The following is a 16914-nucleotide window of genomic DNA, read 5'->3' on the forward strand; positions in this document are numbered from 1 at the left end:
GGCCCGCGGCCAGTATCTGGCCGCGGGCCCGAATTTTAAACTGAAAGGCAAGTCCATAGGTGCGAAAAGCCAACGCCCACTGGGGGACAGCCACCAGCTAGCTGGAGGGAAACAATCTCATCGGAGAAAGAAGCCACCCATCGGCACAGCGCCTTGCACTACCCGTCCAAGCCGTCCAGCGACCCAAAGCGTCAGGTTATGGCAGCTTCTTGCCACCCCGCTGCCCGCTCGCAGGCTTCGGCTTGTAGGCCACGCCACCACGGCCAACCTTGTGGCCGCCCCTTGCCCTCACGGCCTTGCCGCCACGGGTCCACCTGTGCACCCGGTGGTAGATGCTCTCGCGGTGCGAGCTCTTGAGTCCCAGCATCGGAACGGCCATAAAAGTGGGCACGAAGAAGGTCACGACACGCCACACGAGGAAGCCAGCCGTGGCAAAGCTCCCGAACATACCACCAAAGAACAGGGCGAAGCCGCCCTCGGCACCACCCGTGCCGCCAGGAAGCGGCACCGCGCTCGAGACGAGCTGGACCATCGAGCCAGCCGCCAGGCAGGTCACGAAGTCCGTCTCAATCCCAAAGGCCTGCAGCACGAACCACGGGATCATGTACAGGAACGAAAGCTGCAGCATGGTGATGACGAGCGTGAGCACCATGTCCGGCACGTTCTTGGCGCTCCTGCGGAATGCCGTCGAGAACTGAGCCACCTGGACGTTGAGCATCTCGTCCCACTTGGCGCGGTTCTTGACCCAGCCGTGCCCGCTCGCCCACCTGAGCAGGCCACCGCCGGCCCGACGCACGAAATTGGGGCAGAGGCACACCACAAAAAGGCCCACGAGCTCGAGCGCATGCCCGGCGAACACGAGCAGGTTGAGGATGACGATGTCGCCGTAGCTGTCGATGAAGAAACCCAGCTTGGCCCAGAGCATGAGCGCGGCAAACAACACGACGCCAAGCTGGAACATGATGAAGCGCGTGAACTGCGTGGCAGAGGCCGCGCCCACGGAGAGACCCGCCTTCGTGAGCTGATAGATCTGCGAGGGCAAGGCACCCATCTGCATGGGCGTGAGGTTGCCGAAGAAGTTGCCGGACGCCTCTACGGCCATGAGGTCGCGAAAGCCCACCGGGGAGTCGTGGTCGAGGTAGACGGCCGTGACGTAGGCGGCCGTGCCAAGGATGAAGTACATGCCGATGCAGGCGAACGCCCCAATAAGCCAGGAGAGCTCGAGGTTCTGGAACGCCGCCACGAACTCCTCGATCTGGCCCGAGAAGAACAGGAAGGCTACGTAGGCACCAAAGACGAGGCCGATGAACTGGGCACCTCGCGCGGCCTGCTTCTTGTCGGGGTCCGCCGCCTTCTCGTCCTCCGCGCGGATGACGCGAACCGGGGCCGAGCCCGCGATGCGAGGCTTGGGGGCCTTCGGCCTATGCTTCGGGACCGCTTGCCGCTCTGTGCTCGGACGCGGCGAATCGTTCTTGTCAGCGCTCTGAGACATGCGGCTCCTCGTGGCCCAAGCAAACGGCCCCAGGCGTTCGGAATCACACGAGACGCGTGACTCCTCGCACCCGCAAGGCGTTCATGAATTCGATTACCATCCAATAGTACCCGTAGGAGGAAGCTTCGAGCATCGGCCTCCAAAACGGCGATGCCCAGAACACGATTTAGTCATCCATGCCCTACTGTGCAAGAGAAATTTGGTATTAACCTACTATCCTTATGGGTAATAAAAAGACATCGATTACAAGCCCCAGAGTCGGCACGCAACACAAGCCGCCGGGGCACACGTACGCGGAGGAAGCCGTGAGCAGAGAAGCATCGAACCACGAAGAGGCACCTGAGCGCGAGGCTGGGACCTCCAAGGGCAAACAGGCCACCCTCGCCCGTAACAAGGAGGCGCTGGCAGGCCTGCTGCGCTCCCCCGCCTGCGCAAACGCAGGCGGGCGCGAGGTCGGCCTCGAGTTGGAGCGCTTCGTCATCGACCGCGCCACGGGTGCCACCGTCGCCTATGCCGACAAGCCGGGCGTCCACGACCTGCTTGAGCGCTGGACGCGCTTCTTCCCGGCCGCCGAGCAGGTCTTCATCGATGGGCACTTGTTCGGCTACGCAGGCTCCTTCGAGGTCAGGGGCGAGCAGGTGGGCATCTCCATCTCGCTCGAGCCGGGCAGCCAGCTCGAGGCTTCGGTGGGCCCCAGTGCCCACGTGCGGGCGCTCCTCGGTGCACTCGAGACCTTCGACGCCCAGTTCTCCGAGCTCACGGCAGAGATGGGCGTCGACTGGGAGCTGGTGCCCTACGGGTTCAACCCCGCCATCTCCAACCCCGCCGAGGTGCCGCTCATCGAGAAGGACCGCTATCACCTCATGGACGCCTACCTGTCCAAGACGGGCCGCTACGCGCGCGACATGATGCGCGGGACCACATCCGCGCAGGTTTCGATTGACCTCGCCTGCGGCAAGAACGGCGTGAAGACCTACCAGCTCGCCGTGGCCCTGGGACCCGTCCTCTCGTTCCTCACCGACAACGCCCCGCATTGGCGCGGGCTTTCGGCCAAGGACACCCCGCGCATGGCCCATGCGCGCATCTGGGAGGGCGTCGACCCCACACGCTGCGGTATCGTGCCCGGCACCTTCGATAAGGACTTCGGCGCGGAGCGCTATGTGGACTGGCTGTGTGGTGTCAAGCCCATCCTGTTCACCAACGAAGGTGGTGCCTCCTCATCCACGGGTGACAAGACCGAGGCCGACGTCATGTCCGAGCGGCTGCTTACCAAGCACGAACTCCAGCACATGACCTCGATGGTGTTCCCGGAATGCCGCCTTAAGGGCTTCGCCGAACTCCGCACCACCGACTCGATGGAACCCAGGATGAGCGCCGCCCTCGCCGCCTTCGTGAAGGGTCTCTTCTACGATCCCAAAGTCGGTGATGAGGCCGCGGCCCTCATCCTGCCCGGCATCGGCGAGGAAGACGTGCGCTCCGCCTGGGAGGAGCTCAAGGCCAAGGGCTGGGAGGCAACCGTCTATGGCAGGCCGGTCACCAAGCTCGTGGACGAGCTCGTAGGCCTCTCGCAACGTGGCCTTGCCGCCGACGAGGACCTCACCCTTCTCGAGCCGCTCACCTCGCTTTGGGCCCTGCGCCGCGTCCCGCGCGACCTTGCCATTGAATAAAGGCTGCCAGCAGCGGCCACAGCCACCAGCCGGCTACAAATGACGTGAGGCCCCGTCCGACATCTCGGGCGGGGCCTCGCTCATATATGAACCGGCAATCTCAGGGAAGCGCCGCCCTGATTGGGCCAGCCGCCTACTTGATCTTGCGGATCACATCGAGAACGGAGCCGTCGCGCGCCTCCACGATGGCGACGACCTCGTCCTCCCACTGGAGCTGCTTGGGAACGCCCACCATGTCATAGGCGCGGTCGCGCAGCGACTCGATGCTCACGTGCTCGATGCCGGCGGAGTCGAGGCACTCGACGATGTCTGGGCGCGCCGGGTTCACGGCAATGCCGTAGTCGGTGACGAGCACGTCCACGCAGTCGCCGGGGGTCGTCACGGTCACGACGTCGTCGCAGACGGTGGCCATGCGGCCACGGGTGAGCGGCGTCACGATGATGCAGCACTTGGAGCCCTCGGCCGTATCCGGGTGTCCGCCGGGCGCGCCGCGCACCACGCCGTCGGAACCGGTCGTGACGTTGACGTTGAACTTGGTGTCAATCTCGAGCGCGGAGAGCACCACGTAGTCGAGCTTGTTGACGTAGGCGCTCTTGGAGCCGGGGTTCGCGTACTCGCTCTGGCTGATCTCCACGTGGTTGGGACAGCTGGCGAGGTGCGCAATCGCCGTCTGGTCAAAGTCCTGCGTGTCGAGGATCTTGCCCACCAGGCCCTTGTCCTGCAGGGCGCAGATGGCACCGCTCACGCCGCCGATGGCGAAGCCCATCTTGATGCCACGCTCACGCATGTGCGCCTCGAGGAAGCGGTTGGCCGCCACGGAGGGTCCGCCCACGCCCGTCTGGAACGAGAAGCCGTCCTTGAAGTACGGCAGCGCAGCGATGACGTCGGCCACATGCGCAGCCATCATGAGCTCACGCGGGTCCTGCGTGAAGCGGGCCTCCTTGGAGGAGATGCGCTTCGGGTCGCCGATCTCGTCCACGACCACCACGCAGTCCACGTCCTCACAGTGGATGGAGCTCGGCACGTTGGGAAACGCCACGAGCGTGTCGGTGATGACGACCACCTTGTCGGCGTAGCGGGAGTCGGGGATGGCGAAGCCAAGGCTTCCGCAGTTGCTCTTGCCGCCTGTGCCCTTGGCGTTGCCGTAGTCGTCCGAGGTTGCCGCAGCGAGGAAGGCGATGTCCACGTGAAGCTCGCCCGCCTGCAGGGCGCGCGGACGTCCGCCGTGGCTGCGGATGATGGCAGGCTCGGGCAGCTTGCCCGCACTGATGGCCTCACCGATTCGGCCGCGCACGCCGCTCGTCTCGATGTGGGTGATGATGCCGGCCTCGATGTAGTCTGCGAGCAAGTCGTGGGCGTCTCCCAGCGAGGTGGCCGCCACGCGCAGGTCCTTGATGCCAAGCTCCTCCACGAGCACGCGACACACCATGCTCGCCACGTAGTCGCCATTTCTGAACTCGCTGTGGAACGAGATGGTCATGCCGTCATGCGCACCGCACGCCTCGCAGGCCTCACGGATGCTCGCGCAGAGCTTGCTCTCCTGCGGGCGCTGGTGGATGACCGTCGTGGGCGCGTCGCGCTTGACGAGGGATCCGTCACTCGCGAACCTCCCCTGGTAGACCTTGCGGCCACCCTCGAGCAGGTAGTCCGGGATATCCCTTCCAACTGCGTTGATCATGTGTCTCACTCCCTACAGGACGCCGTGGTAGACGCCGCACTTCTTGGCCATGTCGATGATGCGCTGGGCCTCCTCATAGAAGGGAGGATCGACCATCTTGCCGTCGACCACATATACGCCGATACCCGCGTCGGTCTGCTGCTGGCAGGAGAGCAGGATGTGCTCGGACTCCGCAATCTGCTTGTCAGTGGGCCGGAACACCTCGTGGATGTAGGCGATCTGCTTGGGGTTGATGATCGACTTGCCGTCGAAGCCCATGCGGTGCACGAGGTCGACCTCGCGGCGAAAGCCCTCCTCGTCATCGAGCTTCGGGTACATCGTGTCCAGGCACTGGACACCCGCCGCACGGGCCGCAAGCAGCATATTTCCGCGTGCGGCCGCCATCTCCACGCCGTCCGGCTCGATCTGGACACGCATGGACTTGCGGAAGTCGCCGCCCGAGATGGCGCAGCCCAGCATGCGGTCGGACGCCGTGCAGATCTCATAGGCGTTCATGATGCCGAGCGGGCTCTCGAGCGCAGCCATGAGCAGCGTACGACCCTCCTCCACACCGAACTCGCGCTCGGCGGCAAGCACCGCGTCCTCGACGTCGTGCACCATCTGGGCGTTCTCGCACTTGGCGATGCGGATGCCGTCGGCACCGCCCGCCACGCAGACGCGCACGTCCTCGCGCCAGTACGGCGTGTCGAGGCCATTGATGCGCACGATGACCTCGGTGTCGCCGTAGTCGATGTTCGTGAGGGCGTAATACAGGCTGAATCGCGCGGCGTCCTTCTGGTTGACAGCAACGGCATCCTCAAGGTCGAGGATGATCGAGTCGCAGCCGTAGATGTAGGCGTCCTTGATAAGGCCGGGACGCTGGGCGTTCATAAACATCATCGAGCGACGCAAGCGGTTCTTGTCGGGCCTGGGGCGCGTCACGTGGTGGCGGCCGGAGGCCACGTCAGCCGCGGAACGGGCATCGTCGCGATACGGAGCGGGGCTCTTGGACATATCCTTGCTCATCGAACAGCGCCTCCCCAGGGAATGTTCTCCATCGAAGCATCGGACGCGCGGAAGACCGCGCAGCTCACGCGAGCACGGACCGTGCAGTCCAGGGCGCCCTTGTCGACGACCTTCACGGCACCGCTCGTGACACCGAGGTCGCCAAGCACCTCCTCGACCGACTCCCAAATCTGGTCTCCGTACTGATTGAGCACGCTGCTCTCCACGTTCACGCTCAGCGTCTCGGCAGGCTCGACCGTGACCTGACAGTCGCTGGACTCCAGCGTGCCGGCCAACGCGGTCTTACTGATCTGCATGGCTCACTCCTCACCAAACATGGCCTCTACCCTGTGGTTTTGGCATCTCTTGCCGACAAGGAGAAGATACGATGCCCTAAGCGTTTAGTAAAACGAATGCTTATACTTGATTTTGATTCGTATGAGGAATGGCTTCTAGCAGAGCCGACCGTCTCGGCTGCGCCCTGCAGACAAGGAATCCCCATGGACGAAGTGGACTTCATGCTCCTGCGAACCCTCGACGAGACGCGCAACGTCACCCACGCCGCCGAGAGGCTCTTCATGACGCAAAGTGCCCTCTCAAAACGCATCAAGGCGCTGGAAGAGGAGCTTGGTTGCGAGCTTTTGGTCCGCTCGCGCCGTGGGGTGACCTTCACCCCGGCCGGCGAGATGGCCCTTGCGCACACGATGCGCGCCGGACGCGAGCTGGCGCTCCTGCGCAGGAACATCTCCGCCTATGGAGACGAGGTCATGGGTGGCCTCACGGCCGGCTTCTCGATCAACTACGCGGCCGAGCAGCTACCCTTCGTCCTCGCGCAGTATCGGTCGAGCTACCCGCGGGTGCGTCTGGGAATACGGACCGGACGCAGCACGGAGCTGGTCGAGCGGCTCAGGGCAAACACGCTCGATGTCGCGATCGTTCGAGGCGAGTTCAACTGGGATGGGCCTGGGCGCCTCATCGACACGGAGCCCGTCTTCGTCGTAAGGGCGCGCGAGCACGAGGGCCACCCGCTCTCAGAGCTCGCATACATCGACCACGAGACGGACGCCGCCCAGCAGCAGCTCATCACAAGATGGCTGAGGGAGCACGGGCTCGACCGTCACCAGGACGACATTCGAGTTGACAACCTCCACGCCTGCGCAAAGCTCGTCGAGCTGGGCATGGGCTGGGCGCTCCTGCCCAGAATTGCCCTGGAGGGATTCGACGGACTCATGGAGCCCTGCACCTTCGAGGACGGATCTCCCCTTCAGAGAACCATGCACGTACTTTGGCAAAAGGATGCCGACGGACTGCCGCAGGTCAAGGCCCTTGTCGATCTAGTAACCATGTAATGGCGGCACGGGGATTTCGGGCATATTCGAGTTGTCCAGCCCCAAGCAAGTTGTCCATCCCCAAGCGAATTGTCCGGCAACAAACACTGAGGTCCGAACTGCCGAGCCGATAAATTAGCGGAATCGGACCGAAGCCCGATTCCGCTCTTAACTCAAACCCTCATGAACCTTGCCTACCAATCGCGAAATGAAATCCAGTTTCAAACGGCCATCAGCTTCAGGGAACCTGCAAAAACCCATCCCCAATGACAAGCTACTTGGTGAGGTTCTCACCGGCGATGACGGCGGCCTGGCTGGCCTCAACGGTCTCGGCAACGGGCGGCTCGGTGGCCATCGGGATGGTGGCGGGTTCCACGGGCGTGGGCAGGGGCATGCCAATCTCGGCGCACTTGGCCTCGTAGGCACGAGCGATGATTTCGCAGCAGGCATCGCGACTGAATTTTCCACGGTTCACCACGAGGTCCTTGCCCGCGCGCAGCTTCCAAGCACCGTTCGAGTAGCGCTTGTAGAACTGCTCTCGGTTCTTCTGCATCTTCTTGACGAGTTTCTTGGCCTCGTCCTCACTCAGGCCGCGCTTGGCCATGACACGCTTAACGCGGTCCTCCATAGGTGCGGTCACGAGGACGCTGATGAGGTTGCGGTTCTCGCGGAGGATGTAGTCGGAGAGGCGCCCCTCGATGATGCAGGTCTCGGTGAAGCCGAGGTCCTGGATGACGCCGCGCATGGAATCGAACAGCTTGTCGGCGGCAGTACGGGCATCGAAGCGGTCTGGCAGGAAGGCCATCATCTCTGCGGCAACCTGCTCGTCGTACATGGCAACCTGGTCGACGGAGGCCCCGAGACGCATGGAGGCCCTCACCAGGAGCTCGTTGTCATACAGGGGAATGCCGAGGCGGCGCGAGAGCAGAATGCCAATCTCGTGACCATCCGCGCCGTAATCTCGCGCGATGGCGATGACGACGGGCGCCACACGCTGGTGCGCCTTGGCAAACAGGTCAATGTCCTTCTTCTTTTTCATGCCAGCCACGATTCCCTCCTTATGCAAGAGGCCCCGCAGAGCGAGGCCCCAATGTTACAAACTCGTTACGAGCCGTCGTGATTATACCGTCATGAGGCGGCGCTGATAGGCACGCACGATGAGCGAGATACCAAAGTTCAGGATGAAGTACAGCAGGAACGTGAACCCATAGAGCAGCAACACGCCCTGTAGGTCAGAGGTCTGCGCCATGACAACCTTGGTGCTGTACATGAACTCGGCCACATTGACACCGGCAAGGTATGAGGAGTCCTTGATGACGGTGGTGCACTGGCTGAAGAGCGCCGGGATGATCGTCTTAAACGTCTGCGGCAGGATGATGAGACGCATCGTCGCAAAGAAGCCAAAGCCCTGGGACTGCGCCGCCTCGAACTGACTCTTGGGAATCGAGTTGAGGCCACCACGAATGATCTCGGCCATGACGGCAGAGGTGAAGATCGTGAACGCAAGCACGGAGATGAAGACGTCATTGCCCTTCACCGTGAAGTAGATGAACAGAATCCACAGCAGGTTTGGCGTGCAGCGGAAGAGCTCGATGTAGGCGCTCACGAGCAGGCTCAGCGGCTTGACCGCGTACGTCTTCACCAGGGCGAGCACGGTGCCAAAGATGATCGAGAGCACGATGGCAAGGGCCGAGATCTCAAGCGTCTTGACAAAGCCGAGCATGATGAAGCCAAGGTTGGCTGCGTTGAAGATTTCCATACCTTAGGCCTCCTTCGCAGGCTCGGTGGTGATTCCCGGAATCTCCTTGGCACGCGGACGCTCCTTGGAGCGCTTCTCGAGCCACTGCACGAGAACGGCGAGCGGGAAGCAGATGATGAAGTACAGCACACACGCCATGATGTATCCCTGCAGGTAGCCCCACGTAGAAACGAAGCCGTCTGCGTTGTACATAAGGTCTCCGCCGGCCACAAGCGCGAGCACGGAGGAGTTCTTCACGAGGTTGAGCGCCTGGTTGCAGAGCGGAGGCAGAATCACCTTGAACGTCTGCGGGAGAATGATGTAGAGGTACGACTGTGCACGCGTGAAGCCTTGGGACTGGGCCGCCTCCATCTGCCCGCGCGGAACCGCCTCGATGCCCGTGCGAATGACCTCGGAGATGTACGCGGCGTGATAGAGGCCAACCCCCACGAAACCGAGCACGAACGGAGCGATGCGGACCGGGCTAGAGGCTCCCGTAATCGTCTGGAGAATCTTGGGTCCCGCCATGTACATGAAGAAGACCTGCACCGGCAGTGGCGTGTTCTGGTAAAACTCGACGTAGATGCGGCTTATGGCCCTCAGCACGCGCGAGCGCGTAGTCGAGAACACGCCAAGAATCGTCCCCAGCACCAGCGAGAGGATGAGACCAGCCACAACCACCTGCAGGGTCACGGAGAAACCCTGCCACAGCTGGTCCATGTTCGCGAAGGTCGCCTGCCATCGCAGGGGATCGAGGAGTCCGTCTAGCATGTGGATCCTTTCCGACAAACGAGAAGGGACAGGCACTTTGTCACGTCACGCGTGACAAAGAGTCCACCCCTTCTGAAACTACAACCGCCGGATTCACCGGCACCCCGTGACATTGGCCCAACGCAGGCGACCGCCGCGGGAAGAACCTGGGGCCGGCTTCGCAGCTGGCCCCAGGTAGCAAGTCCTACAGGAGGCCCCAGTCCTTGATCTCCTGGTCAATCCAACCATTGGAGAGCAGCTCGTTGACCTTGTCGTCAACGACCTTGGAGAGGTCGGAGCCCTTCTTGGTGGCCACGCCGTAGTCCTGAGCACCAAACTCGATGTCCGGCTGCAGGAGCTCGCAGTCATCGGTGGTGTAGGTCTTCAGCGTGGAGCGGTCCATGGCGAAGGCATCGACGTTGCCGGCGTCCAGGGCACTCTTGATGGAGGGGTAGTCCGGGAACTCCTGGAACGTCGGCGTGACGTTGAAGTTGTTCTCCTGGAGCATCTTGGTGACCAGGTCCTTGGTGGTGGAACCCTGGGAGACGCCGATGACCTTGCCATTGAGGTCGGTCATGGTCTGGAAGCCCGAGGACTTCTTCACGAGGATGCCTACGTGGTCGGTGCGGTAGGGCGTGGAGAAGTCCCAGCTCTTCTTGCGCTCGTCCGTGATGGTGTAGGTGGCAACGACGACATCGAGGGAGTCGTTGTCGATGAGCGGACCACGAGTCTTGGGCGTGACGTCGGTGAAGGCCACGAGGTCCTTCTCCTTGGCCTCATCATAGGAGACACCGAGGACTGCGGCGGCGAGCTGGTAGCAGAGGTCAATCTCCAGGCCCTGATACTTATTGGTGGCGGGGTCGAGGTAACCGTAGCCCAGAACATCCTTCTTGACGCCGGCGTTGAGCTTGCCGCGGCTCTTGATCGTCTCGACCTTAGAGTCGGAGGAGCCGGTGGACGCGCTGTTGCCACCGTTGGAGCCACAACCGGCAAGGCCAAGGGCCATGACAGCCCCGGTAAGACCAAGCGTGCCAATGAACTGGCGACGGGACATGTTCTTCATTTCGGTACCCCTTTCGTTGGTACGTCAATATCCGGCCGCCTGAAGCTGGCCGTTCGTTCTGCCTGCGAAATGCGGGCGAGGACACAGGATCGGTGCCCCACAGAGGGGCGAAGTTAAACGCTTGCCCGATGAGGGCGAGACCCTAGCGCAGAATCTTGCTCAGGAAGTCCTTGGTACGCTCGTGCTGCGGGTTCTCGAAGAAGTGCTCCGGCGTACCCTCCTCGACGATCTGGCCGTCGTCGACGAAGATCACGCGGTCGGCAACCTCGCGAGCGAAGCCCATCTCGTGCGTGACGCACATCATGGTGATGTTCTCCTGAGCGAGTTCGACCATGACGTTCAGCACCTCCTGGACCATCTCGGGGTCCAGGGCGCTCGTGGGCTCGTCGAACAGGATGATGGGCTGCTTGGTGCAGAGGGCGCGGGCGATGGCGACACGCTGCTGTTGGCCACCGGAGAGGTTCTGCGGATACTCCCCCGCCTTGCGCTCAAGACCGACGCGCTTAAGGGCAGCCATTGCAGTCTCGATGGCCTCCTCCTTGCTCTTCTTCTGGAGCTTGATGGGGGCGAGGGTGAGGTTTCCGAGCACCGTCATGTTCGGGTAGAGGTTGAACTGCTGGAAGACCATGCTGGAGTACTTGCGAGCCATCTCCAGGTGGTTCTTCTTGGTGAGTTCGACGCCGTCGATGGTGACGGTACCGCTCGTGGGCTCCTCGAGGTAGTTGACGCAACGGATAAGCGTCGACTTGCCGGAGCCGGAGGGGCCGATGATGACGAGCTTCTCGCCCGCCTTGACCGTAAGGTCAACGTTCTTCAGAACGTGCAGGTCACCGAAGTACTTGTTGAGACCCTTGATCTCGATCATGTTCTTGTCGTCGGCCATGTGGTACGTCCCCTTCTCGATTGCGTGCACAGATGACTATAAGGAAGTACCTGCGGAAATCCAGCGCCTGATACCCAACTGTGACAGAGCCGAAACAACAACCCGAAACAAAGCGGCAGGACAAGGGAGCTGGTTAAGTAGCATTTACCTGCGGTTTTCATCTGTAGAAGTATGGCTCGACTCAACAATAGACAGTCATGTGTTGTTAGAAGCCCGAGGTATGGACCAGTTAACAAAACGCATCAATTGGAAACAATATGCATCCGAATCAGCGCCACCTTGGTCGAAGCGGCGCAACTCGAACAAAAAAACCCGGAGGTAATTAACCCTCCGGGAATCCAGTTGGTAGCCCGTACCAGATTCGAACTGGTGATCTCCGCCTTGAGAGGGCGGCGTCCTGAACCGCTAGACGAACGGGCCATATGTATGGGACCGAAGTCCCACGGAGCCTGAGTGCTCCGGAATTATCATGGTAGCCCGTACCAGATTCGAACTGGTGATCTCCGCCTTGAGAGGGCGGCGTCCTGAACCGCTAGACGAACGGGCCATGCTGTGAGCTGCAAGTCAGCAAATGGCTGGGATGGAGGGAGTCGAACCCCCATTGACGGAACCAGAATCCGCTGTCCTGCCATTAGACGACATCCCAATTGGTGATGCTGCCTTGTTGCTCGGTGCGCCTCAGCGCGAGAAAGAACTATACGGTAGACCCGCCTTTGGTGCAAGCGGAAATCCAAACTTTTTTGAAAAAGATTTTGGATCCCGGATAGTCCAATTCAAAACCGCAGGTAACAAAGCCAATATGGCAGTAACATCCGCAGGCCAAGAAGTCCCCTACTGCTGGACCTGCAGGCTCGGAACCGCATGCTTCACCGCGCGCGCAAGCGTGATGCCCACAGCAACCTTCACGATGTCGGGGATGATGAAAGGCGCGCAGGCAGCCGCAAAGGCCGGCGCAAATCCCATGCCGGTCGACGTCATCAGCCACCACATACCCAAGCCGTAGGAGCACACGAGCATCGCCACCACGGTCACGACGTCCCTCGCGGGACCCTCCGCCATCAAACGACGAACGAGCAGTGACACGAAGGCCGCAACGAGAAAGCCAAGCAGAAAACCACCCGTGGGACCGGCAAGCGACGCCAAGCCGCCCTTCATGCCAGCAAAGAGCGGGAGTCCCAAGCCACCCAAGGCGACATAGAGCACAACGGAGAGCGTCGCCTGCCTGGCGCTCATTCCCACAAGCACGAACGCAAGCGCAAGGGTGTGCAGGGTGAACGGAATGGGGCCGAGCGGCACCGACACCCAAGCGCCAACGGTGATCAAAGCCACGCCAACCGCCGTAAAGGTGATGTCGCGCGTGGAGAGCACGGTCTTGTCAGAAGCCATTCAGAGGTCCTCCTCAGTCTGTTGCCCTCTTACACCCTCCTCTCAGGATACAAAGCCCGAGAAAGGACGAGAGAGGCCCACGGCAAAACAAAAAACCGGGCCTCGCCCAAAGACGAGGCCCGTAGCATAACTCTAGAGCACGCTGACCTTCACGGTCTGCTCAGGAACGTCGTAGAACGGATCCTCGCGACGGCCGAGGAAGTCGCGGGCCTGCTGCGGGAAGAGGGCGTAGGAAAGCACGTCCTCCTCACTGCGGGCGTAGTCGGCAATCTCCTCGCAGAGCTTCGGCAGCTGCGGCTCGATGAGGTCGGCAGGTCGGCAGGTGATGGGTTGCTCGTCACCGATGACCTTCTCGCGAATCTCGTCAGAGATGGCCACGGGGGCGGCGCCATACTGGCCGCGCACATAGTCCTTGATCTCCTTCGGAATCATCTTGTAGCGCTCGCCAGAGATGACGTTCATGAGGGCCTGGGTGCCCACCATCTGGGAGAGCGGCGTCACGAGGGGCGGATAGCCCATGTCGGCGCGGACGCGCGGCACCTCAGCGAGCACCTCCTCGTACTTGTCGGCATTGCCCTGCTCGGTGAGCTGCGAGAGCAGGTTGGAGAGCATGCCGCCCGGCACCTGGTAGACGAGGGCCTTCGGGGAGGTGTCCTTGACCTTCGGGTTGAGCACGCCGCTCTCGCGGAACTTATCGCGAACGCCATTGAAGTGCTCGGCAATCTCGGAGAGCTTGTCCAGGTCAAGGCCAGTCTCCACGCCAAGGCCCGTCAGGGCGATGTGCATGGACTCGGTGGCCGGCTGGCTCGTGCCGGCGGAGAACGAGGAGATGCAGGTGTCGATGATGTCGGCACCGGCCTCGACGCTCTTGAGGTACGTCATCTCGGCAATGCCGGCGGTGGCGTGGGTGTGGACCTCGAGGGGCACGGTGACCTCGGCCTTGATGCCGCTCACGAGGTCATAGGCATCGGAAGGCGTGAGGTTGCCGGCCATGTCCTTGATGCAGATGGAGTCGGCGCCAAAGTCGGCCATCTGCTTGGCGAGCTTCACGAAGTAGGGCACGGTGTGCACCGGGCTCGTGGTGTAGGAGATGGCGCACTGGCACTCGCCGCCGGCCTCCTTGCAGGCCTCGATCGAGGTCTTCAGGTTGCGGACATCGTTCAGGGCGTCGAATACGCGCACGACGTCAATGCCGTTCTCGATGGACTTGCGGACGACCGCGCGCACGACGTCATCGGCGTAGTTGCGGTAGCCAAGCAGGTTCTGGCCGCGAAGCAGCATCTGAAGCTTCGTATTCTTGATGTGCGAGCGGATGGTGCGCAGACGGTCCCAGGGGTCCTCGTTGAGGAAGCGCAGGCAGGAATCGAACGTCGCGCCTCCCCACATCTCGAGGGCGCGGAAACCAGCCTGGTCCATGGTCTCCAGGATGGGCAGCATGTCCTCGATGGGCATGCGCGTAGCAATCTGGCTCTGCTGGCCATCGCGCAGGACGGTCTCAGTGAACATCACTTTGTTTGCCACAGTCCTCAAAACCTCCTTCTTGAATGATGATTGCAATCTTCTCTTGCATCTCTTTCACGGAATGCGTGCGCGACCGGGCGCAGGCCTTGGCCTCTCCCCCGCAAATCAGGCATGTACGGGGGGCAAAGCCCAGCTCGGTGCGCGTGAGGGGCCGCAGGCCGTTAGCCTTGCAGTCAAACACGTCGAGGTCGACGAGGCGCCCACAGGGGTCAGACTCCTCGAGCTTGACCATCAGGCGCTTGAGCTTGCGAGCGTCGAGGGTCGTGAGCAGCAGAGCCTCTGTGCCCGTGGGGCCACCCAGCGTCGACTGGGCAACGATCTGCTCGGCCCCAAAGGCCGAGACGGCCAGGGCCATGAGGTGGTCGAACACCCTCTTGAGAACTCGGGAGGTCTTGACCGGCCCTGGAATCGCCATCGTCACGCAAAGCAACGAGGATGCGCCGGGCACCTCGGCAATGAGACGCGCCTGCTCGGAAGCCCTATGCTCGCGCGCGTCGAGCATCTGGGGAAGCTCCACCCGGGGCCCATCGAAGACCTCGGCAGCAAATCCGGTCAGCCCAAGCTCGGCCACGTCATCACCCCTCTTGCGCCGTGAAAGGAAGGCAGGCACACGGACCTCCGCACGCCCGCCGGATCTTGCGGTTCTTACTTGTCGCCGGGCTTGGCCGGGAAGATCTTGGTGAGGGCAAGGCTGGCAACGTAGATGATGCCGAGCACCAGGAACACGCCGCCCCAGCCCACGACGAGGATCTCGAGCGCCTGCGTCAGAGTTTCAGACATAGGTAATCCTCCTTACATGCCCAGGAAGCCCTGGACGAGGGACAGCACGAGGCCACCGGCGATAACAGAAGCGATCTGGCCGGAGACGTTGGAGCCGGCCGCCTGCATGAGGATGAAGTTAGACTTGTCCTCCTCGGTGGCGATCTTCTGAACGACACGGCTCGACATCGGGAAGGCGGAGATGCCGCAGGCGCCAATCATCGGGTTGACCTTGTCCTTGCGGAAGATGTTCAAGATCTTGGCGAAGAACACGCCGCCGGCGGTGTCCATCACGAAGGCGACGAGGCCAAGGGCGATGACGATGAGGGTGTCGATCTGCAGGAACTCCTGGTACTGCATCTTCACGGACACGGCGAGACCGAGCACGATGGAGACGAGGTTGACGAGCTCGTTCTGCGCGGAGACGGAGAGCGAGTTAAGCACGCCGCACTCGCGCAGGATGTTGCCGAACATCAGGAAGCCGACGAGCGGCAGGGAGACCGGGGCGATGAGGCCGGCGATCACGGTGATGACAACCGGGAAGATGATCTTGGCGGTCTGGGAGACGTCACCGGCGCGATAGAGCATCTTGATCTTGCGCTCCTGCTTGGTGGTGACGGCCTTGATCACAGGCGGCTGGATGATGGGCACGAGAGCCATGTAGGAGTAGGCCGCGACCATGATGGCACCGAGGTACTTGGAGTTCAGGGTGTTGGCCACGAAGATGGCAGTGGGGCCGTCGGCGGCGCCGATGATGCCGATGGAGGCGGCGTCGGCGAGGTCGAAGCCGAGCAGCACGGCCGCGATGATCGTGAAGAAGATGCCGAACTGGGCGGCGGCACCAAAGAGAAGCAGGAACGGCTTTTTGAGCAGCGGGCCAAAGTCAATCATGGCGCCGATGCCGATGAAGAGCAGGAGCGGGAACAGCTCGGTGTCGATACCGGCGTTGAACAGCACCTGGAACGGGCCGGGAGCGTCACCGGTGGTGAGCACGCCCGTGTTCGGGAAGTTCACGAGGATGGCGCCAAGGCCCATGGGAACGAGCAGCGTCGGCTCGTACTCCTTCTTGATGCCAAGGTACATGAGGATGCCACCGATGACCATCATCACGATGCGGCCGGGCTCAGCCCCGCACTGGATGACTCCCTGAATCAAGCTTTCCAATTGCTTTCCTTCCTTCGATGCGCGAGGGTTCGCTCTTCCCCAGCGCACTCGGGGCCTTCCGGCCCCTTGTCACTTCGGGTGCCTGGCTAGGCGATGGTGAACAGGGGGTCGCCCGGGTTGACCATGTCGCCCTTGTTGACGTGGATGCCCTGAATCGTGCCGCTGCTCTCGGCGACGATCTCGTTCTCCATCTTCATGGCCTCGAGGATGAGGACGACGTCGCCCTCCTTGACGGCCTGGCCGGCGGCCATCTTGATGTCGAGGATCTTGCCCGGCATGGGGGCGAGCTGGGCGCCGTCGCCGGCAGGCGTGGCGGCAGACTCGGCAGCGGGGGCCGGGGCAGCTTCGGCGGCAGGTGCGGGAGCGACGGCTGCAACGGGGGCCGGGGCAGCAACGGGAGCGACGGCATCGGCGGGCGTGGGAACGGGAGCGCCGATCTCCTCCATCTCGACCTTGTACTCGGTGCCGTCAACGTTGATCTTGAACTTGCGAAGCATGGGT

17 protein-coding genes and 3 tRNA genes are annotated in these 16914 nt (G+C 62.2%); 2 read left to right on the plus strand and 18 right to left on the minus strand.

Annotated elements, in window-relative coordinates; all coding sequences use genetic code 11:
- Positions 1-196 precede the first annotated feature (196 nt).
- On the minus strand, positions 197-1492 hold the full coding sequence (locus EFAMC2_RS03700; RefSeq protein WP_154027225.1) for a YbhN family protein: 1296 nt from the start codon (positions 1490-1492) through the stop codon (positions 197-199).
- A 305-nt stretch (positions 1493-1797) separates the two neighbouring features.
- Here EFAMC2_RS03700 and EFAMC2_RS03705 point away from each other — a divergent pair, with 305 nt between their 5' ends.
- Entirely contained in the window at positions 1798-3159 is a 1362-nt protein-coding gene (locus EFAMC2_RS03705; RefSeq protein ID WP_187325130.1) for a glutamate-cysteine ligase family protein, read from the plus strand.
- 133 nt (positions 3160-3292) lie between these two features.
- Here the strand turns inward: EFAMC2_RS03705 and citF are convergent, their stop codons facing one another.
- From citF to citD, 3 genes are read right to left on the minus strand one after another with little or no spacing between them, the layout of a single operon-like run.
- Positions 3293-4837, minus strand: coding sequence for a citrate lyase subunit alpha (citF, locus tag EFAMC2_RS03710; RefSeq protein ID WP_154027231.1), 1545 nt, complete (start codon positions 4835-4837; stop codon positions 3293-3295).
- Between the two features lie 12 nt (positions 4838-4849).
- A complete protein-coding gene (locus EFAMC2_RS03715) occupies positions 4850-5842 on the minus strand; it encodes an aldolase/citrate lyase family protein (protein WP_222838512.1) in 993 nt (330 codons plus the stop codon).
- The gene (citD, locus tag EFAMC2_RS03720) at positions 5839-6138 is read right to left on the minus strand and encodes a citrate lyase acyl carrier protein (RefSeq protein ID WP_154027234.1); all 300 of its coding nucleotides are present in this window, start codon (positions 6136-6138) and stop codon (positions 5839-5841) included. The genes EFAMC2_RS03715 and citD overlap by 4 nt, the downstream gene beginning before the upstream one ends.
- Before the next feature lie 183 nt (positions 6139-6321).
- On the opposite strand from citD, the gene EFAMC2_RS03725 reads away from it, so the two are divergent.
- A complete protein-coding gene (locus EFAMC2_RS03725; RefSeq protein ID WP_187325131.1) occupies positions 6322-7170 on the plus strand; it encodes a LysR family transcriptional regulator in 849 nt (282 codons plus the stop codon).
- Positions 7171-7423: 253 nt separating this feature from the next.
- Here EFAMC2_RS03725 and EFAMC2_RS03730 read toward each other — a convergent pair whose 3' ends face one another.
- The 14 genes from EFAMC2_RS03730 to EFAMC2_RS03790 form a co-directional block, all read right to left on the minus strand.
- On the minus strand, positions 7424-8188 hold the full coding sequence (locus EFAMC2_RS03730) for an AAA family ATPase (RefSeq protein WP_154027541.1): 765 nt from the start codon (positions 8186-8188) through the stop codon (positions 7424-7426).
- Positions 8189-8269: 81 nt separating this feature from the next.
- Positions 8270-8908 (minus strand): amino acid ABC transporter permease, encoded by a 639-nt coding sequence (locus EFAMC2_RS03735; protein WP_154027240.1) that lies wholly within the window; start codon positions 8906-8908, stop codon positions 8270-8272.
- Positions 8909-8911: 3 nt separating this feature from the next.
- Positions 8912-9658, minus strand: coding sequence for an amino acid ABC transporter permease (locus tag EFAMC2_RS03740; protein WP_154027243.1), 747 nt, complete (start codon positions 9656-9658; stop codon positions 8912-8914).
- Positions 9659-9842: 184 nt separating this feature from the next.
- Positions 9843-10700 carry a transporter substrate-binding domain-containing protein gene (locus EFAMC2_RS03745; RefSeq protein ID WP_154027246.1) on the minus strand — a complete coding sequence of 286 codons (858 nt, stop codon included), beginning with the start codon at positions 10698-10700 and terminating at the stop codon, positions 9843-9845.
- 142 nt (positions 10701-10842) lie between these two features.
- Complete coding sequence (locus EFAMC2_RS03750) at positions 10843-11565, minus strand: amino acid ABC transporter ATP-binding protein (RefSeq protein WP_187325148.1); 723 nt, start codon at positions 11563-11565, stop codon at positions 10843-10845.
- Positions 11566-11926: 361 nt separating this feature from the next.
- Positions 11927-12003: transfer RNA gene (locus tag EFAMC2_RS03755), tRNA-Glu, on the minus strand.
- Between the two features lie 50 nt (positions 12004-12053).
- Positions 12054-12130 (minus strand) — tRNA-Glu (locus EFAMC2_RS03760).
- A gap of 25 nt (positions 12131-12155) precedes the next feature.
- A tRNA-Gln gene (locus tag EFAMC2_RS03765) sits at positions 12156-12229 on the minus strand.
- A 185-nt stretch (positions 12230-12414) separates the two neighbouring features.
- Complete coding sequence (locus tag EFAMC2_RS03770) at positions 12415-12969, minus strand: biotin transporter BioY (RefSeq protein ID WP_154027252.1); 555 nt, start codon at positions 12967-12969, stop codon at positions 12415-12417.
- 132 nt (positions 12970-13101) lie between these two features.
- Complete coding sequence (locus EFAMC2_RS03775) at positions 13102-14490, minus strand: oxaloacetate decarboxylase subunit alpha (protein ID WP_222838513.1); 1389 nt, start codon at positions 14488-14490, stop codon at positions 13102-13104.
- Entirely contained in the window at positions 14465-15061 is a 597-nt protein-coding gene (citX, locus tag EFAMC2_RS03780; protein ID WP_154027255.1) for a citrate lyase holo-[acyl-carrier protein] synthase, read from the minus strand. The genes EFAMC2_RS03775 and citX overlap by 26 nt, the downstream gene beginning before the upstream one ends.
- A gap of 74 nt (positions 15062-15135) precedes the next feature.
- Entirely contained in the window at positions 15136-15270 is a 135-nt protein-coding gene (locus EFAMC2_RS10275) for an OadG-related small transporter subunit (RefSeq protein WP_261980041.1), read from the minus strand.
- A 12-nt stretch (positions 15271-15282) separates the two neighbouring features.
- Complete coding sequence (locus EFAMC2_RS03785; protein WP_261980042.1) at positions 15283-16404, minus strand: sodium ion-translocating decarboxylase subunit beta; 1122 nt, start codon at positions 16402-16404, stop codon at positions 15283-15285.
- 95 nt (positions 16405-16499) lie between these two features.
- On the minus strand, positions 16500-16910 hold the full coding sequence (locus EFAMC2_RS03790; RefSeq protein ID WP_154027261.1) for a biotin/lipoyl-containing protein: 411 nt from the start codon (positions 16908-16910) through the stop codon (positions 16500-16502).
- Positions 16911-16914 lie beyond the last annotated feature (4 nt).

Origin of the sequence: Olsenella uli, from assembly GCF_901212655.1 — a bacterium.
Taxonomy (GTDB): Bacteria; Actinomycetota; Coriobacteriia; order Coriobacteriales; family Atopobiaceae; genus Parolsenella; species Parolsenella uli_A.